Genomic DNA, 25,946 nt, shown 5'->3' with positions numbered 1-25,946 from the left:
ATTCGCCGCCAGGGAGGATCTGGTTTGAAGTAGGCACTCATCTGAGAAATTAAATAATTTTACTAACTTGTCTTGTAAAAATGTGATCTTTATCTGAAATCTATCTTGGGAAGTGATAATAATGGCGTGCGCTTACGGTAATTGCGCGAATTTCACTCACAAGGAGATGTCAGGTGAAGATTGCTTCTGTTGCTTTGTTGATTGCCCTCGCATGTGCTGGAGCAGACGTCCAGGCTGCCCGTAAGAACTCAATCAATTACGTCTATTTTAGTGCCGAGGGCGTTCCCGTCGGTCAGCAGGCGTATTTTTGCAATAACGCGCAATGGGAAGGAGGGGATACTTCTGCGCCATATCGTTTGACGATTAAGGGCGGCTGCAGTAGTGAAGTCATTTGTCCGCCGGGTGGAGGGTCTTGCAATATTCAAAACGATACATCGGTAACTTATTCGCTGACAAGTAGTGCGCCTTTCACAGAAGAGGAGGCGTGTGATTTGATCCGGCGCTTTCCGTGCGAGACAACTGAGCCTGAGCTTCTATGGGACTTTGGATGGACACCTGTTAGGCGTTAGATAAGTCACTTCAGGGCCAGCGGTTGAGTTCTTCTGCCCCAGCCCGCTGCCGGGATGGGGCGTCATCTATCGCGGTGCGATTCCGGCTTGTATCTGTGCGGGTCTGGAGCACACTCAGGAGGAGGCTTGGTCAGCGTGCGCCTGGACATAATGTTGCACGGGTTATTTTGGTGATTGACCAATACCAGGGTGATTGCCATGACTCTTCGGTAATGGATAAAAAAAGGCCCTGGAAACCAGGGCCTTTTCAAGTGATTTCTGCTCCGGAAGCGCCATTACGGCGATCCGGTTCCTGCGATCAGAAATCGTAGGCTGCAGTCAGACGGACGAATCGCGGTGTGTTGTAGTTGTAGGGTTCGGTACCGACACCATAGGTGTTGCGAACGGTGAAGGGCGCGGTGTTGTAGCGGCTTTCAACACGATTTACCGAGCGGTCGTTCAAGACGTTGAAGACCTGAAGTCCCAGCGCCAACTTATGGTCGGCGAAGGAAGGCCGGTAGGTAATGCCAAGATCCAGATTCTTGATCCACGGGGTACGTCCAGCGTCGCCCGGAGGTGAAGCCTGGCCACCACAGTAGTGGTACGCAGAGCCATATCCGATCGGATTGCCTTCATTCGACCCGAAGTAGCCCAGGCAGGAGATCGGTGTGCCCGACATCACGCGTACAGTCGCCGATGCCATCCACTCCGGCGTGATCTGATACGCACCGAATGCCTTGAGCTGATGCCTGCGATCATTTGCCAGACTACCGCCTGCGTAATACATCAACTCAGCCGCATCCCAGTCCTGCGTCTTGGAGACATCGGACTGACCGATGTCAGACTTAACCTGACCTTCGGTATTCCCGTAACTATGCGACCAGGTGTAGTCGACACGGCCGTACCACTTTTCGTCGAACGGATGTTCCAGAAACAGGTCCACGGCAACGTAATTGCGACGCGCCTTGTCGGTGAAACCCCAATCGGACTGGCTCATGCGCAATTGCGTATAGCCTGAGCCGTCGACGTTGGCAAGATTGTAGGTATTGGTCTGGCCAGGGTTGAACATGACGCACCCCGGGATGCTCACGCTGCTGACATCTCCACCGGTTGCAGCCAATTTCGCGGACATCTTGCCAGGATCGCAGACATCATCAATCGCACTCTGCAGCTTGCGATAGGTCACCTTGGCGCCCGAGTTCCAGCTCTCGCCGAGAGTTTTCTCGAAGCCAAGAATGATCTCGTCCTGATACTGCGACTTCAGATCACTGGGCGCGAACGCATTGGGATCCGGCGCCTGGCCGTATTCGCCATTGCTCGAGACCGGGCCAGGACCAATCGCTCCAAGACCGGTTGGCTCGCCATTGGCGTCGATACCAGTGTATGTGAAGTATTCGTCAGTATAGGTTGAGGCCGATGCTCCACGAATGGCGACGCTATTGGGTAACGCCAGGTAGTAGCGCCCAAGGTTGGCGAATATCTTTAGTGACGAATCGCCGAACACATCCCAGCTTGCACCCAGCCGCGGCGCCCACTGATCACCGCTGTCGACATAGGCAACGTGGTCGCTATTGTAGTTTGTGAACTTATCGTTGCGAATGCCCAGGGTCAGCAGCCACTTGTCGCTGACCTGCCAACGGTCCTCCAAATAATAGGCTTTCTGCTCGACCGCCATGCTCGTGGTTGTCGTAAAGATCCGACGTTGCGCGTAGTAGCCCTGTCCGCCGGGCGCACCGACGCCAAGTTCGGGGTTAATGCCTTCAGTAGGATTGTCCTGGCGGCCATAGATCCACTGATAGCCAGGACCCGTGGTGCGGACGCCCTCGTTGTAGGCATTGAAATACATATTGTCCACGCCAGCGGTCAAATCGTGATCGCCGAGGCGGTATTCCAACTCTAGACGGAGGCTCCGCGACTTGCTGATCGGGTCATCAGCCTTGGCTCGATTGGTCGCCTGATCGTTGCGAATCGGCGTGTTACCCACAATTGCCGGATCTTGCTCGGTGACGCCGTCGAGGAATGGAAGGTCCGAAATATTGGGGTTGAACTGGCGGTTGTGCTGGGTGCTGCGGCCCCAGGTGGCATTCAAGGTCAGATCATCGGTGAGATAACCGGTGTATTTGAAAATGTCGTATTTGTCAGTGATCTTGAACGTATCCGGGAAAGTCCCGGTCGCGCCCCCAGTGCTCAGATCGTCGTAATTGAATGCGGTGTAGTAGCCGCCGCGTCGGTCAGTGTTCTGGATGCGGGTATATTCCAAAATATTGGAATCGTTGATGTTCCAGTCCAGCTTTCCATAAAACTTGGGCGAGCTGTACCCGTAGTTGTTCTGTCCCTGGATAGAGCTTGTGCGTGCGTTGGTGGTGACGCCGTCGGTCTTATCGGTTTCTCCAGCGACAAAAATAAAGAGTTTGTCTTCGATTAGCGGGCCGCCCGCATACGCGCTGTAGACAGTACGGGTTTGATTGTTGTCCTTGCCACTGCGGTAGAGCGTGCCAGGCTGGGTACGGTTGGTGTAGCCATAACCCGCAGGCAGGGTGTTGCTCGGGAACCAGACATCGCCAGTCGAACTTGCCAGGGAATCTGGTTCCCACACTGCCTGTGCACCAAAATGCCATTCATTGGTGCCGCGCTTGCCGAGCTGGTTGATCACGCCGCCTGTGGAACGGCCGTACTTGGCGCTATAGCCGCCGGTATAGGTTTCCTGCTGGTCGATTGCGCCATAGGGCAGGCTGACGCCGCCCAGGTTGCTCAGCGGATTACTGACGTTGAAACCATTGATGTAATAAGCATTTTCGGTAACGCCGGAACCGCCGAAAGAGACCACCGAGCGCGAGCCGTTATTGAAAGCGCCACTGCCGGCCACTGCACCAGGCGCGAGCAACGCAATCGCCTCCGCACTGCGTCCCAGCGGCAGGGTTGCCAGCTGTTCGGACGTGATCACCGATCGCGAGCTGGTGGAGCTGACGTCGATCTTCGGTGCATTGGCGGCAGTGACCGTGATCGCGCCGAGCGTGGTTGCATCGGTGCTGCCGCTGGCAGCTGCGCCAGCAAACGACACCTCGGTGCCGGATCCCACGCGCAGCTGCACGTTCTTGCGGGTGTCGACGACCTGATCGCCACGCTTCAAGGTGACGGTGTAAGCGCCGACCGGCAACGAGCCGAGGTTGTAACGGCCGTTGGCGTCGATGGTGATCGTCCGGCTGAGGCCGGTGTCGCTTTGAACGACGATGGTGCTGCCGGCTTCCGAGGGAGCGCTACCGTAGATGCTGCCGGTGGTGCTTTGCGCGTAGACCGCGCCGTTGGTTAGGCAAGCACCGAGCACGACGGCGAGAGCGGTGCGTTTGAGGACTTGGCGACGAAACTGATTGCTCATTCCTGACCTTTCAACTGGAGTTCGGATAGGGCGGTCATCGGGGAGTCAGATGGCCTTAACCCGAACGTAATGAATGCCTGCTACCGAGTGCAAGCATCTGACATGATTTGTTAATGAAATAACCCAAATCCGCATCGGAAATGAGGAATTCGGCACAAAGTGGCGTTATGTTGCACACCTGGGCAAACGACCTGGAGCGGCGCTCGTGAGTTAATGGTTACTTTCGATACAGATTGCCTGATGTAATCGGCGTGTTCGAAGGTTGTTGGGTGGTCTGCGCAGCGAGTGATGATCCATCGCGTTGCCAAACCGCAAAAAAAAGCCCCGACAAGCGGGGCTTCTTCTACACGCGTGACGCCATCAGAATCGCACTGTCGTGCCCAGGTAGAAGAACCGGCCCACGTTGTCATACAGCGCAGAGGTGAAATCCGAGCCGAAGTAGTTGCGCGGCGGATCCTTGTCGAAGGCGTTGTCGATGCCCAGGTATACGTCGATCTTCGAGCCGGGGATTTGATAGCCGAACTGGAAGTTGTGATAGACGTACGAGCCATTCTTGATCGGGCTGGCCGAGCCAGGGTTGCTGTTATAGCTCTCCGGTGTCACCCGCAGGTTGCCGTCCACATAGTTCATGTCCCACGACGCGCGCCACTCGTTCCAGTTGTACTTGGTCTGGAACTGCGCACGCCAGCGCGGGTCGGTCACGTAGGTCACGTACTCGTCGTATTCGGCCGGGAAGTCCTGGAACACCCATTCGCGCGACTGGATCAGGCGGGTGCCGACGAACCGCAGCACGGTATTGCCTTCGCCGATCTGGAAGCGGTAGTCCATTTCCAGATCCACGCCCACGCGACGCGAACGGGCGAGGTTTTCGTTGAGTGCCTGCCAGCCGATGATGCTGTGCTCTGGATAGATGCGGCCCTGCGGGTCGGTGAAGCCGCCGAGCGGGGCGCGCTGCACGAAGCCGCAAAAACTGTTGCCGATACCGCCGGGGTTGTCCACGCAACGGGTGGCGTTGGTTTCGGCGGTCACCGTGCCGATGGCATCGCGCAGGTCGATGCGCCAATAGTCGATCGACATGCCGAATCCTTCGAAGAATTCCGGCTGCCACACCAAACCGTACGAGAGGCTACGCGCGCGCTCCGGCTTGAGCTCCGGATTGCCGCCGCTCACGCCGGGACGCGTGGAGGTAAAGGTGTCGATCCAGCCCACCGGAATCCCCAGCGCGCTGCAGTTGGCCTGACGCAACGCCACATCGCCGGCGGTGCCGGGACGATTGATATTGGTGGGCAGGTAATTGCAGGGGTCGTTGATGGTGGCGAAGTTTTCGCTCTGCGAGTCGTACAGCTCGCCAATGCTGGGTGCGCGCACGGCCTGTGCCAGCGTGCCACGCAATCGCAGCGACGGGATAATGGTCCAGTCAAGGCCGATATTCCAGGTCTTGGTCGAGCCGATACTGCTGTAGTCCGAATAGCGCCCTGCAACGTCCAGCGCCAAGCGATCCACGCCCGGCAGGCCGGCCAGCAACGGGATGGTGCTTTCGACGAACACTTCCTTGACGCTGTAGTCGCCGCCACTGTTGGGGATGGCGTTGAGGAAGGTCGCCCCCGATGCTGCCAACGGGTCGGTGACTTCCTCGCTCTGTTCCTTGCGGTATTCCACGCCGCCAGCGAAACCGATGTCGCCCGCCGGCAGCGACAGCAGGTTGCTGTTGGCCACCGAGGCGCTGAATACGGTCTGCTGGATCTTGGCTTGCGAGCGCGCGGTGGTGTTGAACCATGCAGCCGCTTCCGGAGTGACCGCGCCGTTACCGAAGACACTGAAGGGCACGCAACCTTCGCGGGCCAGCGCCGAGTACACGCGGCCGGTGTTGGGGTTGACCGCAGTCGGATCCAGCGTGGTGCGGCAGACGATGTTGCCGCTGGCATCGCGTGCGGCGTCGATGCCAGCCTGCCAACGTTCATTGATGCGGTTGTTGAGGTTGAGGCGGTCCACCGTGGTCTTGCCGTAATTGGCAGACACATCGTAGGTCCAGTTGTCGGTCAGGTTGCCTTCGGCGCCGAGAACCGCGCGGTAGGTCTTGCGTTCGATGTTTTCGCCGCGGCGGCCGGCGTCGACGTTGAAGCGGTTCATCAGGATCTGCGTGGCGCCGCGCGAATCCATCAGGGCGCCGAGCTCGGGGCTGACGTACGGGTTCTGGCGGCGCACGCGCAGCGAGCTGTCGAATGCCGGTTGGCCGAAGAATTCCGAATCGGTTTCGCTGTACTTGCCTTCGAAGAACACGCGATGGTTTTCGCTGATCTCGAAGTTGATCATGGTGTTGACGCTTTTGCGGTCGAAGCCCGGCTGCAGGTCGGCTACCGCATTGAGGTCGACGAAATCGCAGTCCACGCACGAGGTGTTGCTCACCACGGTGCCGTCGTAACGGTTGCGCCGGAAGCTGCCGTCGTCGTTGAACAGATAGCGGTTGCCGTAGCTTGCCGGGTTACGGAAATCGAACGTGCCCAGATTGAAGGTGCCGCCGTAGGAGGTCGAATGATTGCCACCGGGGCCGCTGAGCACGTTTTGCGGATTGCTTTCGCTCGGCGGACGGGTGGGGTCGAAACCGGGGTTGGGCACACTCACCAGATACTCGCGGCCGATGGCGCGGTTGCCGCGACCGAAACGATCTTGTTTGCTGTATTCGCCGGACACCGCGATGTTGCCGCGACCGCCTGCGAAATCGGTACCGGCAGAAAAGCTGGCAAATGAGCGGTTGTAGTTGCCTTCGTCGGCCAGGCCGGTCTGCGCGCGCGTTTCGAAACCGGTGAAGGATTTCTTGAGGATGAAGTTGACCACGCCGGCCACCGCGTCGGCGCCATACACCGCCGATGCGCCGCCGGTGATGACTTCCACGCGCTCGACCCATTCCACCGGAATGGTGTTGACGTCCACCGCAGTCGAGCCTGGGCTTGAGCCTACGTGGCGACGCCCGTTCACCAGCACCAGCGTGCGATCCACGCCCATGCCGCGCAGGTCGAGCAGGCCCAGGCCGGCGGTGCCGATGAAGCGGGTGGAATTGCCCAGCGTGTAGCTCGGTGCCAGTGCCGGCATACGCGCCATCAGGTCGCTGATGGTGGTCGCACCGGTGGCGCGGATTTCTTCGGCGCTGATTGCCGTCACGGGCGAGGGCGTGACAAAGCCGGTACGCGCAATGCGCGATCCGGTGACGGTGACCTTGTCCAGATCGGTCGTATCAGGCGCGACGCCATTTTCGGATTGGGCGGCAGCATTGCCCGCAGAGGCGGCTAGTACGCCGAAAAGTGCAGTGCTGAGGCGATGGCGACGGGTGCGTTGCGAGGTACGGCTCGACATGATTTCGCGGATTCCTTGCTGGGATTCGACTTGCACAGTTGGGTTCGCTGAGCGCCAGCTGAACCGATTTTCGACCGTAACAATTCTTTAATCTTGTGTCCATCTCTGCGAAATTTGCCAGTGAATGTCACGTGCGAGCTACACGTGCGTCTGTGTCGCGTTGGCAAACAGGGCGGCTGCGTCTGATCGAGCCGGTACACTCACGCCCTCTTCGATGCGGCGCAAGGCGATGCTTGAGTCGCTCGCGGTAGCACACGACAACCCGGGTAGGCGATGAACACGATGGCGAAAAGTGGTTTCTTGGCGACGCGCGCGGTTGCGCAGGCGGTTGGCGCATGACGGGCGAACGCAGAATCGCCGCGCACGCGGTGCAGGGCACGTTGGCGCCGCATCCGCGCATCCGCAATGTGATTGCGGTGGGGTCGGGCAAGGGCGGCGTGGGCAAGTCCACCACTGCGGTGAATCTGGCACTGGCGCTGCATCGGTTGGGCGCGCGCGTCGGCGTGCTGGATGCCGATATCTACGGCCCCAGCGTGCCGGCAATGCTGGGTTTGAGCGGCCGGCCGGACAGCCCGGACAACAAGTCGATCGAGCCGCTGCGCGCATTCGGGATCGAGGCGATGTCGATCGGCCTGTTGGTCGATCAGGACACCCCGATGATCTGGCGCGGGCCGATGGCGACGTCCGCGCTGACCCAGTTGTTCAACGACACCCTGTGGGACGACCTGGACTATCTGCTGATCGACCTGCCGCCGGGCACCGGCGACATCCAGTTGACACTGTCGCAGAAGATTCCGGTTGCCGGTGCGGTCATCGTCACCACGCCGCAGGACATCGCCACGCTGGACGCGCGCAAGGCCTTGAAGATGTTCGAAAAGGTCGAGGTGCCGGTGCTCGGCATCGTCGAGAACATGGCGGTGCATACCTGCGGCAACTGCGGCCACCGCGAGCATCTGTTCGGCGAAGGCGGCGGTGAGCGCATGGCGGCGCAGTACGGCGTGCCGTTGCTGGGGTCGTTGCCGCTGGAGATCGCAATCCGTGAGCAAGGCGATGCCGGCCAGCCGGTTGTGGTGGCCGCGCCAGAGTCGGTGGCAGCCAAGGCCTACCTAGCGGCGGCGACGCGGCTTGCCGAGGAACTGGGCAAGCGCCCACGCGCCAGCATCCCGATCTCTGCATCCCTGCTGTAGCGCATCGGGCCGGCGATGCCGGCCGCTGGTAGAATTCGCCGTCTTCGCGCGGGCCGCTCGGCCCGCCGCCTTCCGTCTTCAAGGAACACGCATGAGCATCAAGAGCGACCGCTGGATCAAGCGCATGGCCGAACAGCACGCGATGATCGAGCCGTTCGAACCCGGCCAGGTCAAGCACGATGCTGCCGGGCAGCGCATCGTCAGCTTCGGCACTTCCAGCTACGGGTACGACGTACGCTGCTCGCGCGAGTTCAAGGTCTTTACCAACATCAACTCGACGATCGTCGATCCGAAGCACTTCGATCCCGGCAGCTTTGTCGATATCGAATCGGATGTCTGCATCATTCCGCCGAACAGCTTCGCGCTGGCGCGTACGGTGGAATATTTCCGCATCCCGCGCGACACGCTGGTGGTATGCCTGGGCAAGAGCACCTACGCACGTTGCGGCATCATCGTCAACGTGACCCCGCTGGAGCCGGAGTGGGAAGGCCACGTGACCCTGGAATTCAGCAATACCACGCCGCTGCCGGCGCGCATCTATGCCAACGAAGGCGTGGCGCAGATGCTGTTTTTCCAGTCCGACGAAGTGTGCGAAACCTCGTACAAGGACCGCGGCGGCAAGTACCAGGGCCAGACCGGCGTGACCCTGCCGCGGACCTGATGAGGTGGCGCGGCCGTGGCCTTCAGCAGGTCGCGGCCGCCTTCTCGCGGTAGCGCAGCAATTGGCGCACACCGGCGGCGATCAGGAACACCGGCCACCAGGTCGCGATCAGGTTGCCCACATCCATATGCGCCAATCCCAGATTGTCCAGCAGAAACAACGCGCCCAGGACGATCAGGAACAGGGCAGGAATCAGACGGTAGTTCATGGCGACATCCTCGGTTGGTGTGAGGCCATGCTGCGCTCGATGCGCCCGTCAATCAGGTGCCGGAAGTCAACAGTTGCGGATGACAGTCGTCATGTTGCATCGCCAGTGAGTGCCTCAAGTGCGGTGATGCGTGATCAGGGCAGGCGACGCGGGTCTGGGCTGTCAGTGTTCGGTTATGTGGGGCGGGGCCGGAAGTGCCAGCTCAGACTAGCCGTCGGTAAATGCACGAGGCTTCGCCCGTACCCTCATCCGCCCCTTCGGGGCACCTTCTCCCCCATAAAGGAGGACAATGTCCCCAGGGGAGAAGGAAGCTGCTGCATGCCACCGCAGAAGATAGGTCGTTAGGGCCATTAGCAGCCAGATACCGCTGCTGCGATTCGCCAATCCCGACTCCCGAATCCCCGCCCGACCTACTTCCCGCGCCCGAACAGCATGCCAATTCCGCACGCAACCAGTGCGGCCGGCCACCAGGTGGCGATCAAGCGACCGATACTGAGATTGGTCCAGCCCAGGTTATTGGCCAGGAACAGCAGGCCGACGAGGATCAGGATCAGCGCGGCGACGACATTGGATTTCATGCGGGAGACTGGTTGAAAGACAGGTGCCTATCGTAGCCGTTGCGCCCACGCCGCGACATGCTGCTGCAACGCCTCGGCCGCAAAGCGCTGCGCACTGCCGCTGCCCCAGACGGGCCCGGGCCAGGCGGCATCGCCGGGGTGGCGGCCGACCAGATGCACATGCAGCTGCCGCACGATGTTGCCCAGCGCGCCGATATTGAGCTTGCCCACCCCAGGTTCGGCGCGCAGCAACTGCGAGAGCTGGTTGATTTCGGCCAGCAACAAACGCTGCTGGCCGCCATCCAGATCGATCCATTCACTGACATCGGCCACCCGTGGCACCAGCACCAGCCACGGGAAGCGGGTGTCGTCCATCAGCCGCACCTGCGACAGCGGCCCGTCGGCCACGAACACACTATCGGCCGCCAGGCGCGGGTCGAGCTGGAAGTCGCCCGCAGGCCTGTCCGGTGCGGTGTCGCTCATCCCAGGTGCGCCGCGAAGAAGCCCAGTGTGCGCTCCAGTGCGCGCTCGGCACTGTCGGCGTCGTAGTGGGTGGGGTCGATGCTGCGGTTGAAGGCGTGCCCGGTCGGGTACACGAAGGTTTCCATCTGCGGCAGCTTCTCGCGATGGGCCTGGATCGCCTCGGGCGGGATGCTGGCATCGCGCTCGCCGAAGTGGAACATCACCGGCGCCTTGGGGGTTTCGTCCAGCAGCTGGGTGTTGCGGCCGCCGTAGTAGCTGACCGACGGCAGCCCCAGGCGAATGGCCGACAGCAGCGCGACCGAGCCGCCCCAGCAGTAGCCCACCGTACCGACCTTGCCGGCGCGGGTGAGCAGGGTGGCGGCAGATTTCACCACCTCCACGGCGCGCTCCAGGCCGACCGCGTTGGCCAGCGCCAGGCCCCGCTGAAGGCTCTGCTGGTCGTACGGCAACTGCACGTCCTTTTCTTCCAGGTCGAAAAAGGCCGGTGCCAGCACTTCGTAGCCGCGTGCGGCATAGTCGTCGGCCACTGCGCGGATATGTTCGTTGACGCCGAAGATTTCTTGAATCACCACCAGGCCGCCGCGCGGGCTGGAAGCGGGTGTGGCGTGCCAGGCGGCAACCTGGCCGTCGGGGGTGTCGAGCGTGGTCCAGTGACCCATGGAAACTCCTGCTGCAGTCCGGGGAGGCGCGCATTATCGAACGGATCGGCGGGGGCGAAGGTGAGGGTTCCGCTAAGATGACCCCGCTTGCGCGGCATGCGGTTCAGAGCGTCGCCCCCGCGCCGCTATAATTGACCCGCTCAGGCCCCAGGCCGCTCCGCTTCCCAGGCTCCTGCTTCCATGTCCCAGCTGAACCCTAAAGTCGGCTTCGTCAGCCTTGGCTGCCCGAAGGCGCTCGTCGATTCCGAACGCATCCTCACCCAGCTGCGCGTGGAGGGGTACGACATCGTGCCCAGCTACGACGCTGCCGATGTGGTGGTGGTCAATACCTGCGGCTTCATCGATTCGGCAGTGACCGAATCGCTGGACGCGATCGGCGAAGCGATGAACGCCAACGGCAAGGTCATCGTCACCGGCTGCCTGGGCAAGCGCCCGGAGCAGATTCGTGAGGCGTATCCGCAGGTGCTGGCAGTATCCGGCCCGCAGGACTACCAGAGCGTCATGGAGGCAGTGCACGCCGCGTTGCCGCCGCGTCACGACCCGTTCGTGGATCTGGTGCCGGACTACGGCATCAAGCTGACCCCGCGCCATTACGCTTACTTGAAGATTTCCGAAGGCTGCAATCACCGGTGCAGCTTCTGCATCATTCCCTCGATGCGCGGCGATCTGGTCTCGCGTCCGGTCGATGAGGTGCTGCGCGAAGCCGAGCGGTTGGTGCGCGGTGGCGTCAAGGAATTGCTGGTGGTGTCGCAGGACACCTCGGCCTATGGCGTGGACCTGAAGTACGCCGAGCGTCCGTGGCGCGACCGCATGTACCAGACCCGCATGAAGGCGCTGTGCGAGGGGTTGTCGGAGCTGGGCGTGTGGACGCGCCTGCATTACGTGTACCCGTATCCGCACGTGGACGATGTGATTGGGCTGATGGCCGAAGGCAGGCTGCTGCCGTATCTGGACATCCCGTTCCAGCACGCCAGCCCGCGCATCCTCAAGTTGATGAAGCGCCCGGGCGCGGTGGAAAAAACCCTGGAGCGCGTGCAGCGCTGGAAGGCGATGTGCCCGGAGATCACCGTGCGCTCGACCTTCATCGTCGGTTTCCCCGGCGAAACCGATGCCGAATTCGAATCCTTGCTGGACTTCCTGGATCAGGCGCAGCTGGACCGCGTCGGTGCGTTTGCGTATTCGCCGGTCGATGGCGCCAGCGCCAACGCATTGCCGGATCAGGTGCCCGAAGAAGTGAAACACGAGCGCCTGGCGCGCTTCATGGCCAAGCAGGCGCAGATCTCTGCGTTGCGCCTGGAATCCAAGATCGGCAGCGTGCAGCAGTGCCTGGTGGATGTGATCGAAGACGACATCGCGGTGGCCCGCTCGCGTGCCGATGCGCCGGAAATCGATGGGCTGGTGCATATCCAGAACGGCGGCGAGCTCGGCTTGAAGGTGGGCGATCTGGTCGATGTGGAAATCACCGACAGCGACGAGCACGATCTGTTTGGCGATGCATTGCCGTCTGGCCCCGCGGTGCAGCAGCCAGGGCGGACATTGAACCTGCAGATCGTTTAGCCGCAGCAGGATGCCGGCTGGCCGATGGCGTCGGCGCTCCCGACTGTGCCGAACCGTCGGCGCACATGCCGCGGTGGGCACGCCAAGCCGTAGGAGCGTGCCTGAGCGCGACGAGGCTGGCGACGCGCAGCCGCCCCCGGCACGACGCGCTGCGCACCAACATCGCCTGTGGGCATGACATCGCCGCATGAGGGTGGTCGGGGCGCGAGCGTATCAGCAGGTCACGCGGCAGTCCTGGGGCACTGGGTGTTCGGTTCTCTGTGGCCTCGATTACCGCCGTTGCCGATGCACGCGCCAGAATCGCTTCGCGCGCTGTATATCCCTTACAGCGGCACGTACTGCACCGACACCACCACAAACGTGTGCTTGCCGGCCGGCAAGTGCGCGTCGAATTCGTCGTCCACGCGCTTTTTCAGCAGTGCGCGCGCCAGCGGCGAATCGATGCTGATCCAGCCGCGTCCGGCATCGGTTTCGTCCGGGCCGACGATGCGGTAGCGCAGCAACTCGCCGCTGTCGGCATCTTCCAGTTCCACCTGTGCGCCGAAGAACACCGCGTTCGCGTCGGTGGGTGCGGTGTCCACCACGCGCAGCGCTTCCAGCCGCTTGCTCAGATAGCGTACACGCCGATCGATTTCACCGAGCTGCTTCTTGCGATAGGTGTATTCCGCATTTTCAGAGCGGTCGCCTTCTGCGGCGGCCGCCGCAAGGGCACGGACTACTTCGGGCCGCCGCACGCGCCACAAGTCGTCCAGCTCGGCCTTGAGGCGGGCATGGCCTTCGGGCGTGATCAGCGCAGTGCTTTTCTCGGCAGGCGGGCGCCAGCGGCTCATGGGGCAGGCAATTTCCAACGGCGGGGCCGCGATGCTAGCGCGCATGACGTGCTTGCGCATCTGCCGCCGCACAGCGAAGCTTTCCGCCATTCTTAAGACACGGATGTTGTCATGCTGATCATGCCGCTGCACAAACCCTGGTCGCGACAGAACATCCCCTGGGTGACGCTGCTGCTGGTGCTGATCAATGTGGCGGTCTACCTGGGCTACCAGCGCAAGGACGACAGCCTGGTCGAGAGCGCCGTGCACTACTACGTGCACTCCGGCTTGGGCGCGCTGGAGGCCGATGCGCATGCGCGCTACCTGCAGCAGACCGCCAACGCCAAGCTGCGCGCGGCACGCCAGGCAAAGCTGGACAGCGTGCCTAAACCGCAACGCATCGCGTATCTGGCGCACCTGACGATGCACGATGTCGCCTTCGAACACGCCCTGCGCAGCGGCACGTTGTTCAACGACGACGCGCGTCTGCGCGAGTGGCGCGCATTGCGTGCGCCTTACGACACGCGGCTGTCCAGGATATTTACGCTGCGCCATGTGCAGCGCAGTTCCGAATGGTCGCCAGCGCGCATGCTGACTGCCACGTTCCTGCACGGCAGCTTCGATCATTTGCTGGGCAACATGCTGTTCCTGCTTGCCTTGGGTACCTTGCTGGAAGGCGCCATCGGCAGTGGCTGGTTCCTGGTGCTGTATCTGCTCGGCGGATTCGGCGCCAGCCTGGCCAGCTTGTGGTGGCGCTGGGGCGAGCCCGGTGGCGGTCTGGGTGCCTCCGGTGCCATCGCCGCGCTGATGGGTGCGTTCTGCGTGGTCTGGGGCAGGCGCAGGGTGCGTTTTTTCTATTGGTTTTTCGTCGTCTTCAATTACGTGCGCGGGCCTGCGATCCTGCTGTTGCCGCTGTGGCTGGGCTGGGAGTTGTATAGCCTGGCATCCAGCGACGACGGCGCAGTCGCCTTCGAGGCGCATGCCGGCGGACTGGTGAGCGGTGCGTTGCTGGGCGCCTTGCTGGTGGTGCTGCGACAAACTCGGCCAGAATTTATGCAGGAGGGCGACGCGGTTGCGGTGGACGATCGCTGGGAGCGTGCGCAGCGCCACCTGGGCCGGATGGAAAACGCCGAGGCCGAACATTTGCTGGCGGAGTTGGCGAGCGAGCAGCCGCACAATCTGGAGGTTGCGCTTGCGCGCTATCGCGCTGCGCGTCATGCAGGGCGCAGCCAGGACAGCCTGCGCCATGCCGAGACGCTGCTGGCCCTGCAGACCCATAGCGCCGAACAGACACGCATCCAGCTGGCAGTTGCCGCCGAACTCAGTAAGGCCAGGATTGCCTGCAGCCCGACGGCGCGCATGGCGCTGATCGCTGCATGCATGCGTAACGGCCTGTTGGCCGATGCCGAGCGTCTATTGAAGGAGAGCGAGTTGAGTACGCCGCGCGATGAATTGGCCCAACAATGGTTCGTGCTTGCCTTGCGTCACGGTGAGCTGCAGGACGGTGCGCAGCGCACGCGCTTGCTGCGCCAGCTGCTGGATCAGTTTCCAGAGCAGGGACAGGCCAACAAAGCGCGCTTTTTGCTCGAAAACGGTTGAGCGGTTTCTGCCCAACGCATGCTCTTTGACCGCGCGGCGCCGGGCGGGCAAGGGCCGGTCGCGCTGGCTGGCATGCATGGGTCGGAGCTTGATGGGAATCTGTCTACCTGGAACCTGCAGAACGGTTCCTCAGCCGATCACGCCGGCTGAATCGTCACCGCTTTCAGTGCCGCGTCCAGCTTCGCGCGCAGTGCTTCGTCGTCGCAGCGATCCTTTGCGTTCTGCAATACGGCGCGCGCCTGATCATCGCGCCCGAAGCGCTCGGCCAGCAGCACGCCGGCGTCCAGCGACCAGGCAGGCAGCATCGGGTCGCGCGGCCACGCAGCAATGGCGGCCAGCAGGCCATCGGTGACCAGTTGGAACTGCCCGGCCATCCTTGCGCGCTCGGCCAGCAGGTTGGCCTGCTCGGGCGTCAGCGGCGTAAACGTGGGGTCGATGTCCAGCGCTTCGCGCTGCAGCGCGAGTGCACGCCGTTCCTGCTTTTCCTGCAACAGGCGATTGATGTATTGGCGAGTGTGTTCGCGCAGCTCGTCGTTGCGATGGTGTTGGCGCAACAGGCGCTGATACAGCTCGTGCACCGCCAGGCTCACCGCGCGCGAGCGCACCGCACCGCGCAGGGCCTGAAAGGCTTCGTCGGAATGCCCGTCGCGCACGTACTGTTCCGCTTCGTCGAGCAGGCGCTGGTCCGGGTCGCTACGTTCGTGCGCATCCGCGCCACTGGGCACATAGCCCAGCTCCTCGTGGTACTGGTACACCAGATACCCCAGCAGGTGAAAGCTGGCGAACAGCGTCCAGATCGAGGTCACCATGACCGTCGCTTCGCGCACGAGCGGCGGTAGGTATTTGGTAGCGAAGAAGACCGCTGCCGTGCCGCTGCCCTGGATCACGTAGAGCAGGCCGTAGGCGGCCAGATACGGCCAGCCGATCCGTAGCGCCATGTCGATGGAGACGGCGGGGTTGAGCGCGCGGCGCAGGCTGCCGTCGATGGCCAGCGAGATCAGCATGCCAGGCAGCAGCAGCATGGTGCCCAGATAGGCGATGGTCAGGCCGAACGGGCCGGCGATCACGGCTCCTACGCCGATCACGATGCCCAGCGCGACGGCCAGCAGGATCAGGCGCAGTACCGCGCTGTCGAAGCTGTTATAGCCCAGGCGTGGCGCATCGGTCTGGCCATCGGCGGTGTGGCGCAGAATGTCGAAGGCATAGGTATAGGTCGCCATGCCCAGCACACCGGCAATCACCAGTTTCAGGATGCCCGGCAGCACCAGCAAGGCGCTGCACAGCGTCAATGCGATCAGCGCATACAGCGCCGAGCCACGCAGCGGGTAGGTGGCGATGGCGGGAATGCGGGTCCAGAACGGTGCAGGCGCAGCCAGCGCGGCCACCTTGCGTGCGCGAAAACGGTCTTCCATGACGCTCCCCAGGCGTGTGATGTGAAGGGATTGTGCGGGGCCGTGCGCCGCCACGCAATTGGGGGAGGGCAAGCCGGCGAACCCGGATCGCCAGCGACCGGCGACGTGTTGCGGGCATGGTCTGGATACTGCTGGCCAGGCCGTGCGTCAGTGCCGGCCCTACATCGAAGCATGCTGTGTCAGACATCACCCTAAGCGCATCGGCAGACCGCCGACGCGGTGCGTGCGTGACTGCCTGAGGTGCCAGCTGAGCGACAGGTAAAATGGTGGCCCGCCGCACTCTCGCGGCCCTACGAGCGACCGTGCGCGCCGCAACCGTGGCACTGCTCGCTTGCACCACAAGGAGTGTCGCTTGATTCCCTCTGCCACCGGCAACCCGCAGGTCCGCATCCGCAGCATCGATGTGCTCTCGGACAATTGGTATGTGCTGCGCAAGGTCACGTTCGATTTCCAGCGCAAGGACGGCCGCTGGCAGACCTTGTCGCGCGAGGCCTACGATCGTGGCAATGGCGCCACCATTCTGCTGTACAGCCGCGCCAAGCAGACGGTGATGCTCACCCGCCAGTTCCGCCTGCCGACGCTGCTCAATGGCAACCCGGATGGCATGTTGATCGAAGCCTGCGCCGGCCTGCTCGACCAGGACGATGCGCTGACCTGCATCCGCAAGGAAACCGAAGAGGAAACCGGCTACCGGATCGACAACGTGCGCAAGGTATTCGAGGCCTTCATGAGCCCTGGCTCGGTCACCGAACGCCTGTACTTTTTCGTCGGCGAATACGTCGACGGCGACAAGGTCAGCGGCGGCGGTGGACTCGAAGAAGACGGCGAAGAGATCGAAGTGCTGGAGCTGTCACTGAATGCAGCGCTGGCGATGATCGGCTCAGGGGAGATCGCCGATGCCAAGACCATCATGCTGTTGCAGTACGCCAAGTTGCATGACGTGTTGGAGTCCGTTCACGCCAACACGCGGTAGCCCTTCACGGCGACGGTGCCATCGAGACGTGGCAGCGGCGATCAAGCAGATCATCGCTTCCCACCAAAAATGCTACCGAAGATGCCGCGCACGATCTGCTGCCCGATCTTGTTGCCCACCGTGCGCGAGGTCTGCTTGGCCATCGCTTCCAGCATGCCCTGGCGGCGGCGGGTGCCGAAGACCGCGTCCTTGACCGCCTGGCCGAAGCCGCTGTCGTGCGCGTCGTCATCTTCGCGAGTGCGGGCAGGTGGGGCTGCGTTGTGTTCGGCGGCCTGTTCGACGCGGCGCGCCAGCAGTTCGGCAGCCGATTCGCGGTTGATCGCGGTGTCGTAGCGGGTGCCGACCGGGCTTGCCGCGCGCACCTGCGCGCGTTCGGTTTCGCTGATGGCGCCCATGCGGCAGCGCGGCGGTGCGATCAACGTCTGCTGTACCGGCGCCGGCACGCCCTTGCCCTGCAGCGGCGACACCAGCGCCTCGCCGGTGCCCAGGCTGGAGATGGCGGTGGCGACATCGAGCTTGGGATTGCCGACGAAGGTCTGCGCGGCGGTCCTGACCGCCTTCTGGTCGCGCGGCGTGTAGGCGCGCAACGCGTGCTGCACGCGGTTGCCGAGCTGGCCAAGGATATTGTCGGGAATGTCGTCGGGAAACTGCGAGCAGAAATACACGCCCACGCCCTTGGAACGAATCAGGCGCACCACCTGTTCGATGCGCTGCACCAGCGCCGCCGGCGCATCGTCGAACAGCAGGTGCGCCTCGTCGAAGACGAACACCAGTTTGGGTTCTTCCAGGTCGCCCACTTCGGGCAAGCGTTCGAACAGTTCCGACAGCAGCCACAGCAGGAAGGTGGAATACAGCTTCGGCTTGAGCACCAATTGGTTGGCAGCCAGGATGCCGATCACGCCATGGCCATCCGGCGCGACGCGCATCAGTTCGGCCAGCTCCAGCGCAGGCTCACCGAAGAACTGTTCGCCGCCGTCCTGGGACAAACGCAGCAAGGCGCGCTGGATGGCGGCAACCGATTGGCTGGACACCAGTCCGTAACTGGTGGAGAGCTCCTTGCGCTCTTCGATCACCAGCGCGAGCAGCGCACGCAGGTCGTCCAGGTCCAGCAGCAGCAAGCCGCGGTCGTCGGCCAGCTTGAACACGATGTCGAGTACGCCGGACTGGGTGTCGTTGAGTTCCAGAATCCGGGCGAGCAGGGTGGGGCCCATCTCGCTGACCGTCGTACGTACCGGGTGCCCCATCTGGCCATACAGGTCCCAGAACACCACCGGGTTGGCGGCCGGGGCGTAGTCGGTCATGCCCAAATCGTTGGCGCGCTGCAGCACGCCGGGCGCGCCATCGCCAGCCACGGCCAGGCCGGCGACATCGCCTTTCACGTCCGCCAGGAACACCGGAACGCCCAGCCGCGAGAAGCCTTCGGCCAGCGTCATCAAGCTCACGGTCTTGCCGGTCCCGGTGGCGCCGGCCACCAGCCCGTGGCGGTTGCCGAAGCGTCCTTCCAGCACTACAGGGATATCGTCGGTGACGCCTTTGCCGAGCAGGAACGAGGCCATTGCGCTGATCCGGTAGGAAAGGGCCGATTCTAGCGGGCAATCCCAGCGGGCAATGCCAACCGGCAACGCGGCAGATCCTGGCAGGCAGGCTGGGTCGAACGGGCGACGCACGCACGCCGCGCGGCAGCCGCAGACGCACTCGATCGTTCGCGTCGGTGCGCCGGTTTGCAGGTACTGCACGCATCGACCGCGCCCACCAAGCTAACGGCCCACTGACCCCGGTGGCCTCGCTGCCTTGCCCCGATGTTGCCCCGGCAGCTACCCTGCCTGCCTTTCCGCTGTACTGCCTACGATGCCGCTCGCTCATTTTGGTTTGCGCCCATGGCCTGTCCTGGCTGTGGTGGCGCTGATGTCTGTCGTCCCCGCCGCCCACGCCATCTCCAAACGCGACACGGAGAAGGCCGCCGCGCTCGATGCGCGCATGGCCGCCGCCGAAAAGCGCTATCGCGATGCGCTGGTGCTGGTGAACAACTCCGACCCCAAGGGCACTGCCGAAGGCGATGCTGCGCTGGAGGACATGGAAGACATCATCGACGCCTGCATCAAGCAGCGTGGTTGCCTGGTGTCCAATCAGTTGGCCACCTACAAGCGCCTGCTCAAGGCGCGCGCCGATGCCGAGGCGCCGGCCGCCGAAGATCCGGAAGACGACGACACGCTGCTGCAAGCCGACCCGGACCATCTGGGCCCGGCGTCGAACGGCGTGCCCGAGGCCGCGCGTGCCGCCACGCTGCTCAACGACCAGCGCCACGAGTTCGACAAGATGGTGCAGTACAACCCGGCCGTGCAGGCCGGCATCCGGCGCTGGCTCACCGATATGCGCCCGGCGCTGCTGACCAGCTACGAGAACTACAGCAACCTGCGCGGCGTGATGTGGCCGGAATGGCAGAAGCGCGGCCTTCCAGAAGCGCTGCTGTTCGGCATCATGGCCAAGGAATCCAACGGCAAGGTGCATGCCAGCTCGCGCGCTGGTGCCGCCGGGTTGATGCAGTTCATGCCCGCCACCGGACGTCGCTTCGGGCTGGGCCCGGACGGCACCGGCTTCGACACCCGCTTCGATGCACGCAGCGCCGCCGAAGCCAGCGCCGCTTACCTCAATGAGCGCATGGCCGGGCTCAACCGCAGCATCGAACTGGCACTGGCCGCCTACAACGGTGGCGAAGGCCGTGCCGCGCGCGTGTTCGCGCAGAGCGGCGGGCGCGGCTTCTGGGACCAGGACGTCTATAACCAGTTCCCGGCCGAAACCAAGGACTACGTGCCAATGGTGATCGCGGCGGCGTGGATCTTCCTGCACCCGCGTCAATACGGGGTGGACTTTCCCAAGCTCGATGCGCAGCCGGCCACGCTCAAGCTGGCCAAGTCGACCACCATCTACGAACTCACCATCTGCCTAGGCAGCATGGGCACACGCGACGGCTACATGCGTGCGTTGCGCAATCTCAACCCACGTTACGAATCCGATGGCTGGATTCCGGCCGGCACGGTCATCAATGCCACCAACCGCATCGTCAACCTCTACACCCGTTACTGCGTCAATGGCCCGCGTGCGGATCTGGCGCGCACCCTGATCACTGCCGATCTCAACAGCGCGATCGTGCGTAGCAGCAGCGCGCCCGAGTACGTGCCCAGCGTGGCGGTGGGCGATGTCAGCCAGATGGCCGGCGTCCCGACCACCGTCGCCACCGGTCAGCCGGCAGTGGCCAAGCCCAAGGCAAAGCAGGTGCGCAGCTACACCATCGCCAAGGGCGACACGCTCGGTCGCGTCGCGCAGAAGTACCAATGCGAGATCAAGGAGCTGGCCAAGGCCAACGGCTTGAAAGCGCCGTCGTATGCGCTCAAGCCGGGGCAGAGCATCAGGTTGGCGGGGTGCGATCGCTGAACCGGGCGCTGGTGGAGCGTTGCTGATGTCCGCACCCTTCAAACGGCGGTGCGCATCGGCCTGAACCCGCTGGCGTGGGGCAGGCCAGGCTGTGCCAAAGCCGTTCCGGTAGCCCCGGCACGCGCAGCGTGTCGTCAGTCGAAGGTTGGAAAACGGTGCGCGGGGGTGCGAGGCCTTGTGGGGAAGGCCTCGTCGCGGCCAGGTTCGCTGCTACGTTGGCAGCGAGCGCACGACAAGCCTGGTGGTTGCCGTGGGAGCGGACCCGGTCGCAACCAAACCATCCAAACAGCCCGTTTTATGCCGGATGTTCTTCATCCGAGGCTGAGCAGGATGGCGTGCGCGTAGGGGCGGCGTATCACCGGAAACGCCTGGTCGCGGCCAGGTCCGCTCCTACGAGGGCAGCGTTGCACTTCACTGACGACGCGCGAGTGCCTGGCCAAGACGAACCGATGTTTCGGCCGCAAGTCTGCCATCGAGCGTGGCCACACCCGGCGGCAGCAACACGATGACGGTCGAGCCGTAATTGAACCTGGCCATCTCCGCGAACTTCTCCAGCACGATGCCCTTGCCGCGGTAGTCCTTGCGCGTGATGCGGTCGCCATAGCGCGGAATCTCCACGCCGCTCCAGACCGTCTCCACGCCGGACACCAGCAGCGCACCTACCATCACCGAGGCCATCGGGCCGAAATCGGTGTCGAAGTGGCAGACCAGCCGCTCGTTGCGCGCGAACAGGCGCGGCACGTTGCGTACGGCGTCCGGGCCCACGCTGAACAGCCGCCCTGGCACGTGCACGGTCTCGCGCAGGGTGCCGGTCCACGGCATATGCACGCGGTGGTAGTCCTTGGGCGACAGATACACGGTGGCGAACAGGCCGTCGTTGAACGGCGCCGCCGCGGCCTCGTCGCCAAGCAATTCTGCAGCAGTGAACGACTGCCCCTTGGCCTGGAAAATGCGGCCGTTCTCGATCGGGCCGAGCTGGCTGATGCGGCCGTCGGCGGGCATCAGCAACGCAGCCGGGTCGGCATCCGGCACGCGTGCGCCGGGCTTCAAGGCGCGGGTAAAGAACGCATTGAAGGTGGGATAGGCGCGCGGATCCGGCTCCTCTGCCTCGCTAAGGTCCACGCCGAACTTGCGTGTGACCGTGTCGATCAACCACTGCTTGGTGGCGGGTCTATCCGAGTAGGCCAGCGCGCGCGCCAGCGAGGACAGCAACCGGTGCGGCAGCACGTAGGTCAGGGAAGTGACAAGACTCACGGAGCGGTTACCTTGGTCAGCTGTTGGAGGTCGGCGGCAATCGCCTTCGGATCGAGCGGGGGGCGGATCAGCCCGGCCAGGCGGCCTTGCGGATCGAGCACGGCAATGCCGGCGGAGTGGTCCATGCTGTAGTCGTTGGGATTTTGCGCATAGCCTTTGCCCGGGACCTTCTGGAACACGAAGCCCAGCGCGGTGGCGAAGCGCTCCAACGCCGGCACGTCCGCCGTGGCGGCCAGGGTGTCCTTGTGGAAGGCATGTGCGTACTCGCCCAGGCGCGCGGGCGGATCGCGCTGCGGGTCCACCGACACGAACAGCACGCGCGGGCGCAGGCCATCGGGAATGCTTTCCCATTGCTGTTGCGCCACTGCCAGATCGGTCAAGGTGGTGGGGCAGACATCGGGGCAGAACGTGAAGCCCAGAAACACCAGCGTCCAATGCCCCTTGAGTTCGCCGGGCACCAGCTGGGTGCCGTCGGACTGGCGCAGGCTGAATTGCGGCAGCGGGCGCGGCTGCGGATAAAAGGTGATGGTCTTGGTGGGCGGCCATGGCGAACTGGGCGCGCCGCCAAGGAACTTCTGGCCCAGCAACATCCCCAGGCCGGCGGCCAGGGCCACCAGCAGCACGATGCCGGTATTGCGATTGAACATGGCGGTTTCCAGTGCAACGGACGCTCATGATACCGATCCGACCTCTATAATCGGGGGCCGATTCCTCTTTAGTTGTTGCCATGACTGCCGCCGCGGCCGACGAACTGCACACCATCATCGACCTGATCCGCTACGGCACCAGCCGTTTCAACGCAGCCGGTCTGACCTTCGGCCACAGCTACGACAATGCGTTGGACGAAGCCACCCAGCTGGTCCTGCACAGCCTGCATCTGCCGCACGATCTGGGCCCGGCCTACGGCCAGGCGCGCTTGCTGCGCTCGGAAAAAGACCAGGTGCTTGGTCTGTTCGAGCGCCGCATCACCGAGCGCGTGCCGGCCGCTTACCTCACCGGCGAGGCCTGGTTTGCAGGCCTGAGTTTCAAGAGCGATGCGCGCGCCCTGGTGCCGCGTTCGCCGATCGCCGAATTGATCGAAGCCGGCTTCGAGCCCTGGCTGGGCGGGCGCGAAGTGACTCGCGCGCTGGACCTGTGCACCGGTTCGGGCTGCATCGCCATCGCGATGGGCCACTACAACCCGCAGTGGGATGTGGACGGCGTGGACATCAGCGACGATGCGCTGGCGCTGGCCGCAGAAAACAAGGCGCGCCTGCATGCCGACAATGTCACCTTGCTCAAGTCGGACCTGTTCAACGGTCTGGGCGGTCGCCAGTACGACCTGATCGTCACCAACCCGCCGTACGTCACCAACGAGGAAACCGACGCGCTGCCGCAGGAGTATTCCTACGAGCCCGAACTCGGCCTGCGCGCCGGCGACGATGGCCTGGACCTGGTGTTGAAGATCCTGCGCGATGCGCCGCAGCACCTGAGCGAAGACGGCTTGCTGATCTGCGAAGTGGGCGAGTCCGAGCAGCACCTGGTCAAGCTGCTGCCGGAAGTGGATCTGGCCTGGGTCGAGTTCAAGGTCGGGCAGATGGGCATCTTCGCCGTGGAATGCCGCGAATTGATCGCCCACGGTGCCCGCATCGCCGAGCTGGCCGCGCAGCGATGAGCCTGCGCGCATGAGTGCCAATTCGTTCGGCAAGCTGTTCACTGTCACCACCTTCGGCGAGTCGCACGGGCCGGCGATCGGTTGCGTCGTCGACGGCTGCCCTCCCGGCCTGGAGCTCGCGCCGGAAGAGTTCACCCACGATCTGCAGCGCCGCGCCAGCGGCAAGAGCCGGCACACCTCGGCGCGCCGCGAGGCCGACGAGATCGAGATCCTGTCCGGCGTGTACGAAGGCCGTACCACCGGCACGCCGATCGGCTTGCTGATCCGCAATACCGATCAGCGCAGCAAGGACTACAGCAACATCGCCCAGCAGTTCCGTCCCGGCCATGCCGATTACACCTACTGGCAGAAGTACGGCATTCGCGATCCTCGCGGCGGCGGGCGTTCGTCGGCGCGCGAAACCACCATGCGCGTGGCCGCCGGCGTGATCGCCAAGAAGTGGCTCAAGCAGCGCTATGGCGTGCTGGTGCGCGGTTTCCTGTCGCAGCTGGGCCAGATCCGTCCCGCTGGTTTCGATTGGGATGCGGTGGAAGACAACCCGTTCTTCTGGCCGCATGCGGCGCAGGTGCCGGAGCTGGAAACCTACATGGACGCGCTGCGCAAATCCGGCGACTCGGTCGGTGCGCGCGTGGACGTGGTGGCCGGCGGCGTTCCGGCAGGCTGGGGCGAGCCGATCTACGGCAAGCTCGATGCCGAACTTGCGGCGGCGTTGATGAGCATCAATGCGGTCAAGGGCGTGGAGATCGGCGACGGCTTCGCCAGCGCGGCGCAGAAGGGTACCGAACACCGCGACCTGATCACCCCGGAAGGCTTTCTCAGCAACCATGCCGGCGGCATCCTGGGCGGTATTTCCACTGGCCAGGCGGTCACTGCTTCGATGGTGCTCAAGCCCACTTCCAGCCTGCGCCTGCCCGGCGCGACGGTGGATGCCGATGGCAGCGTGGTCGATGTCATCACCACCGGCCGGCACGACCCGTGCGTGGGCATCCGCGCCACCCCGATCGCCGAGGCGATGATGGCACTGGTGCTGATGGACCAGGCGTTGCGACATCGTGCGCAGTGCGGCGATGTGGGCGAGGTGTCGCCACGCATTCCCGGTCAGGTCGATGTCTGACGGACGTCGCCCCAGGGTGTGGGTGAGCCAGCCGCTGTTCGACGATGTCGTCGCGCAGCTGGGCGAGCATTTCGAGCTGACCACCACGCAGCGCGTCAGCGCATATTCGCCGGCCGAGCTGGCCGCGCAACTGGCACCGTTGGACGGCGCCCTGATCACCCTCAACGAGCGCATCGGCGCGGCCGAAATCGCCGCCGCGCCGCAGCTGCGCGCCATCGCCAATGTCGGCGTGGGCTACAACAATCTCGACATCGACGCCTTAAGCGCGGCCGGCATCCTGGCCAGCAACACGCCGGACGTGCTTACCGAAACCACGGCCGATCTCGGCTTTGCGTTGCTGATGGCCACCGCGCGCCGCATCACCGAATCCGAGCGCTGGCTGCGCGACGGGCAGTGGGGGCAATGGTCGTTCAAGACCATGCTCGGCGCCGATATCCACGGCAGCACGCTCGGCATCCTGGGCATGGGCCGCATTGGCCAAGGCATCGCCCGGCGCGGTGCGCACGGTTTCGGCATGCGCGTGCTGTACCACAACCGCAGCCCGTTGCCGGCCGCTACCGAACAGGCGCTGGGCGCACGGTACGTGGATTTCGAGACATTGCTGGCGCAGTCCGATCACCTGGTGCTGGTATTGCCGTACACCAGGGACTCTCACCACATCATCGATGCCGCGGCGTTGGGCAAGATGCGCGCCACCGCCACGCTGGTGAACATCGCCCGCGGTGGCATCGTCGATGAGCTGGCATTGGCCGATGCGCTGGCCAACGGCCGCCTGGCCGGTGCCGGCCTGGATGTCTACGAAGGCGAGCCGCATGTGCGTCCGGAGCTGCTGGCGCTGAACAACGTGGTGCTCACCCCGCACATCGGCAGCGCCAGCCTGGCCACGCGCCGCGCGATGGTGCAACTGGCGGTGGACAACCTGATCGCTGCGCTGGGCAAGGGCCCGCATGCCGGCAACCCGCCGAGCGCCCTCAACGCCGATGCAGTTGCCGCTACCAAACGTGGCGGCACCGGCGTGGACGCGAAAAAAAACGGCGTCACCGGCAGCATTTCGACCAAACGATAGGGAACCTCCGCGGCCAGCGTTGGAGGTTCCCCGAACCCAGCGCGCA

At 63.7% G+C, this 25,946-nt stretch carries 21 protein-coding genes; 10 read left to right on the top strand and 11 right to left on the bottom strand.

Going from position 1 to position 25,946, the window contains the following annotated elements; genetic code table 11:
• Positions 1 to 173: 173 nt before the first annotated feature.
• Positions 174 to 569 carry a hypothetical protein gene (locus ACCQ16_RS13425; protein ID WP_228607703.1) on the top strand — a complete coding sequence of 132 codons (396 nt, stop codon included), beginning with the start codon at positions 174 to 176 and terminating at the stop codon, positions 567 to 569.
• Positions 570 to 867: 298 nt separating this feature from the next.
• On the opposite strand, the gene ACCQ16_RS13420 is transcribed toward ACCQ16_RS13425, so the two are convergent.
• Both ACCQ16_RS13420 and ACCQ16_RS13415 read right to left on the bottom strand, forming a co-directional pair.
• Positions 868 to 3,924, bottom strand: coding sequence for a TonB-dependent receptor (locus tag ACCQ16_RS13420; RefSeq protein WP_277572653.1), 3,057 nt, complete (start codon positions 3,922 to 3,924; stop codon positions 868 to 870).
• 360 nt (positions 3,925 to 4,284) lie between these two features.
• The gene (locus tag ACCQ16_RS13415; RefSeq protein WP_277572654.1) at positions 4,285 to 7,275 is read right to left on the bottom strand and encodes a TonB-dependent receptor plug domain-containing protein; all 2,991 of its coding nucleotides are present in this window, start codon (positions 7,273 to 7,275) and stop codon (positions 4,285 to 4,287) included.
• Between the two features lie 335 nt (positions 7,276 to 7,610).
• Here ACCQ16_RS13415 and apbC point away from each other — a divergent pair, with 335 nt between their 5' ends.
• Both apbC and dcd read left to right on the top strand, forming a co-directional pair.
• Complete coding sequence (gene apbC, locus ACCQ16_RS13410) at positions 7,611 to 8,462, top strand: iron-sulfur cluster carrier protein ApbC (RefSeq protein ID WP_031423356.1); 852 nt, start codon at positions 7,611 to 7,613, stop codon at positions 8,460 to 8,462.
• Positions 8,463 to 8,553: 91 nt separating this feature from the next.
• Positions 8,554 to 9,123: a dCTP deaminase gene (dcd, locus tag ACCQ16_RS13405; RefSeq protein WP_008577495.1), complete on the top strand. Its 570-nt coding sequence runs from the start codon at positions 8,554 to 8,556 to the stop codon at positions 9,121 to 9,123.
• A 22-nt stretch (positions 9,124 to 9,145) separates the two neighbouring features.
• On the opposite strand, the gene ACCQ16_RS13400 is transcribed toward dcd, so the two are convergent.
• The 4 genes from ACCQ16_RS13400 to ACCQ16_RS13385 form a co-directional block, all read right to left on the bottom strand.
• Positions 9,146 to 9,331: a LiaI-LiaF-like domain-containing protein gene (locus tag ACCQ16_RS13400; RefSeq protein ID WP_029819764.1), complete on the bottom strand. Its 186-nt coding sequence runs from the start codon at positions 9,329 to 9,331 to the stop codon at positions 9,146 to 9,148.
• Positions 9,332 to 9,741: 410 nt separating this feature from the next.
• Positions 9,742 to 9,909 carry a LiaI-LiaF-like domain-containing protein gene (locus ACCQ16_RS13395; RefSeq protein WP_008577498.1) on the bottom strand — a complete coding sequence of 56 codons (168 nt, stop codon included), beginning with the start codon at positions 9,907 to 9,909 and terminating at the stop codon, positions 9,742 to 9,744.
• Positions 9,910 to 9,936: 27 nt separating this feature from the next.
• Positions 9,937 to 10,371, bottom strand: a complete 435-nt coding sequence (locus tag ACCQ16_RS13390; RefSeq protein ID WP_008577500.1) for an HIT domain-containing protein — start codon at positions 10,369 to 10,371, stop codon at positions 9,937 to 9,939.
• Positions 10,368 to 11,030: a dienelactone hydrolase family protein gene (locus ACCQ16_RS13385; RefSeq protein ID WP_007963954.1), complete on the bottom strand. Its 663-nt coding sequence runs from the start codon at positions 11,028 to 11,030 to the stop codon at positions 10,368 to 10,370. Before ACCQ16_RS13385 ends, ACCQ16_RS13390 begins: the two co-directional genes overlap by 4 nt.
• Before the next feature lie 180 nt (positions 11,031 to 11,210).
• On the opposite strand from ACCQ16_RS13385, the gene rimO reads away from it, so the two are divergent.
• Positions 11,211 to 12,587 carry a 30S ribosomal protein S12 methylthiotransferase RimO gene (gene rimO / locus ACCQ16_RS13380; protein WP_011347963.1) on the top strand — a complete coding sequence of 459 codons (1,377 nt, stop codon included), beginning with the start codon at positions 11,211 to 11,213 and terminating at the stop codon, positions 12,585 to 12,587.
• Positions 12,588 to 12,910: 323 nt separating this feature from the next.
• Here the strand turns inward: rimO and greB are convergent, their stop codons facing one another.
• Positions 12,911 to 13,417 carry a transcription elongation factor GreB gene (gene greB, locus ACCQ16_RS13375; protein WP_011347962.1) on the bottom strand — a complete coding sequence of 169 codons (507 nt, stop codon included), beginning with the start codon at positions 13,415 to 13,417 and terminating at the stop codon, positions 12,911 to 12,913.
• A 111-nt stretch (positions 13,418 to 13,528) separates the two neighbouring features.
• On the opposite strand from greB, the gene ACCQ16_RS13370 reads away from it, so the two are divergent.
• A complete protein-coding gene (locus ACCQ16_RS13370; RefSeq protein WP_029819763.1) occupies positions 13,529 to 14,995 on the top strand; it encodes a rhomboid family intramembrane serine protease in 1,467 nt (488 codons plus the stop codon).
• Between the two features lie 137 nt (positions 14,996 to 15,132).
• Here the strand turns inward: ACCQ16_RS13370 and ACCQ16_RS13365 are convergent, their stop codons facing one another.
• Positions 15,133 to 16,407 carry a DUF4013 domain-containing protein gene (locus ACCQ16_RS13365; RefSeq protein WP_008577509.1) on the bottom strand — a complete coding sequence of 425 codons (1,275 nt, stop codon included), beginning with the start codon at positions 16,405 to 16,407 and terminating at the stop codon, positions 15,133 to 15,135.
• A 352-nt stretch (positions 16,408 to 16,759) separates the two neighbouring features.
• Between ACCQ16_RS13365 and nudK the strand changes: the two genes are divergently transcribed.
• Positions 16,760 to 17,380, top strand: a complete 621-nt coding sequence (gene nudK, locus ACCQ16_RS13360; protein ID WP_218492050.1) for a GDP-mannose pyrophosphatase NudK — start codon at positions 16,760 to 16,762, stop codon at positions 17,378 to 17,380.
• Between the two features lie 50 nt (positions 17,381 to 17,430).
• Here the strand turns inward: nudK and ACCQ16_RS13355 are convergent, their stop codons facing one another.
• The gene (locus ACCQ16_RS13355; protein WP_277572655.1) at positions 17,431 to 18,936 is read right to left on the bottom strand and encodes a helicase HerA-like domain-containing protein; all 1,506 of its coding nucleotides are present in this window, start codon (positions 18,934 to 18,936) and stop codon (positions 17,431 to 17,433) included.
• A gap of 292 nt (positions 18,937 to 19,228) precedes the next feature.
• On the opposite strand from ACCQ16_RS13355, the gene ACCQ16_RS13350 reads away from it, so the two are divergent.
• Positions 19,229 to 20,812 carry a transglycosylase SLT domain-containing protein gene (locus ACCQ16_RS13350; protein WP_011347957.1) on the top strand — a complete coding sequence of 528 codons (1,584 nt, stop codon included), beginning with the start codon at positions 19,229 to 19,231 and terminating at the stop codon, positions 20,810 to 20,812.
• 411 nt (positions 20,813 to 21,223) lie between these two features.
• Here ACCQ16_RS13350 and asd read toward each other — a convergent pair whose 3' ends face one another.
• Together asd and ACCQ16_RS13340 are read right to left on the bottom strand one after the other, a co-directional pair.
• On the bottom strand, positions 21,224 to 22,066 hold the full coding sequence (gene asd, locus ACCQ16_RS13345) for an archaetidylserine decarboxylase (protein ID WP_218505866.1): 843 nt from the start codon (positions 22,064 to 22,066) through the stop codon (positions 21,224 to 21,226).
• Positions 22,063 to 22,713, bottom strand: a complete 651-nt coding sequence (locus ACCQ16_RS13340) for an SCO family protein (RefSeq protein WP_008577518.1) — start codon at positions 22,711 to 22,713, stop codon at positions 22,063 to 22,065. Before ACCQ16_RS13340 ends, asd begins: the two co-directional genes overlap by 4 nt.
• An 80-nt stretch (positions 22,714 to 22,793) precedes the next feature.
• Between ACCQ16_RS13340 and prmB the strand changes: the two genes are divergently transcribed.
• From prmB to ACCQ16_RS13325, 3 genes are read left to right on the top strand one after another with little or no spacing between them, the layout of a single operon-like run.
• Positions 22,794 to 23,720 carry a 50S ribosomal protein L3 N(5)-glutamine methyltransferase gene (gene prmB, locus ACCQ16_RS13335; protein WP_014090540.1) on the top strand — a complete coding sequence of 309 codons (927 nt, stop codon included), beginning with the start codon at positions 22,794 to 22,796 and terminating at the stop codon, positions 23,718 to 23,720.
• 10 nt (positions 23,721 to 23,730) lie between these two features.
• On the top strand, positions 23,731 to 24,834 hold the full coding sequence (gene aroC / locus ACCQ16_RS13330; protein WP_008577522.1) for a chorismate synthase: 1,104 nt from the start codon (positions 23,731 to 23,733) through the stop codon (positions 24,832 to 24,834).
• Positions 24,827 to 25,900, top strand: coding sequence for a 2-hydroxyacid dehydrogenase (locus ACCQ16_RS13325; protein ID WP_039417773.1), 1,074 nt, complete (start codon positions 24,827 to 24,829; stop codon positions 25,898 to 25,900). Before aroC ends, ACCQ16_RS13325 begins: the two co-directional genes overlap by 8 nt.
• Positions 25,901 to 25,946 lie beyond the last annotated feature (46 nt).

Origin of the sequence: Xanthomonas sp. NCPPB 1062, assembly GCF_041481705.2 — a bacterium.
Classification (GTDB): domain Bacteria; phylum Pseudomonadota; class Gammaproteobacteria; order Xanthomonadales; family Xanthomonadaceae; genus Xanthomonas; species Xanthomonas euvesicatoria.
The sequence above is the reverse complement of the archived record's forward strand: the minus strand, read 5'-3'. Positions and strand labels throughout refer to the sequence as shown.

Coding starts and splice junctions, on each gene's coding strand:
- apbC (WP_031423356.1), top strand. CDS start 7,611: ATGACGGGCGAACGCAGAATCGCCGCGCACGCGGTGCAGGGCACGTTG.
- greB (WP_011347962.1), bottom strand. CDS start 13,417: ATGAGCCGCTGGCGCCCGCCTGCCGAGAAAAGCACTGCGCTGATCACG.
- ACCQ16_RS13400 (WP_029819764.1), bottom strand. CDS start 9,331: ATGAACTACCGTCTGATTCCTGCCCTGTTCCTGATCGTCCTGGGCGCG.
- rimO (WP_011347963.1), top strand. CDS start 11,211: ATGTCCCAGCTGAACCCTAAAGTCGGCTTCGTCAGCCTTGGCTGCCCG.
- ACCQ16_RS13365 (WP_008577509.1), bottom strand. CDS start 16,407: ATGGAAGACCGTTTTCGCGCACGCAAGGTGGCCGCGCTGGCTGCGCCT.
- prmB (WP_014090540.1), top strand. CDS start 22,794: ATGACTGCCGCCGCGGCCGACGAACTGCACACCATCATCGACCTGATC.
- ACCQ16_RS13390 (WP_008577500.1), bottom strand. CDS start 10,371: ATGAGCGACACCGCACCGGACAGGCCTGCGGGCGACTTCCAGCTCGAC.
- ACCQ16_RS13370 (WP_029819763.1), top strand. CDS start 13,529: ATGCTGATCATGCCGCTGCACAAACCCTGGTCGCGACAGAACATCCCC.
- dcd (WP_008577495.1), top strand. CDS start 8,554: ATGAGCATCAAGAGCGACCGCTGGATCAAGCGCATGGCCGAACAGCAC.
- ACCQ16_RS13340 (WP_008577518.1), bottom strand. CDS start 22,713: ATGTTCAATCGCAATACCGGCATCGTGCTGCTGGTGGCCCTGGCCGCC.
- ACCQ16_RS13415 (WP_277572654.1), bottom strand. CDS start 7,275: ATGTCGAGCCGTACCTCGCAACGCACCCGTCGCCATCGCCTCAGCACT.
- ACCQ16_RS13395 (WP_008577498.1), bottom strand. CDS start 9,909: ATGAAATCCAATGTCGTCGCCGCGCTGATCCTGATCCTCGTCGGCCTG.
- ACCQ16_RS13355 (WP_277572655.1), bottom strand. CDS start 18,936: ATGGCCTCGTTCCTGCTCGGCAAAGGCGTCACCGACGATATCCCTGTA.
- ACCQ16_RS13325 (WP_039417773.1), top strand. CDS start 24,827: ATGTCTGACGGACGTCGCCCCAGGGTGTGGGTGAGCCAGCCGCTGTTC.
- ACCQ16_RS13350 (WP_011347957.1), top strand. CDS start 19,229: ATGCCGCTCGCTCATTTTGGTTTGCGCCCATGGCCTGTCCTGGCTGTG.
- ACCQ16_RS13385 (WP_007963954.1), bottom strand. CDS start 11,030: ATGGGTCACTGGACCACGCTCGACACCCCCGACGGCCAGGTTGCCGCC.
- aroC (WP_008577522.1), top strand. CDS start 23,731: ATGAGTGCCAATTCGTTCGGCAAGCTGTTCACTGTCACCACCTTCGGC.
- ACCQ16_RS13420 (WP_277572653.1), bottom strand. CDS start 3,924: ATGAGCAATCAGTTTCGTCGCCAAGTCCTCAAACGCACCGCTCTCGCC.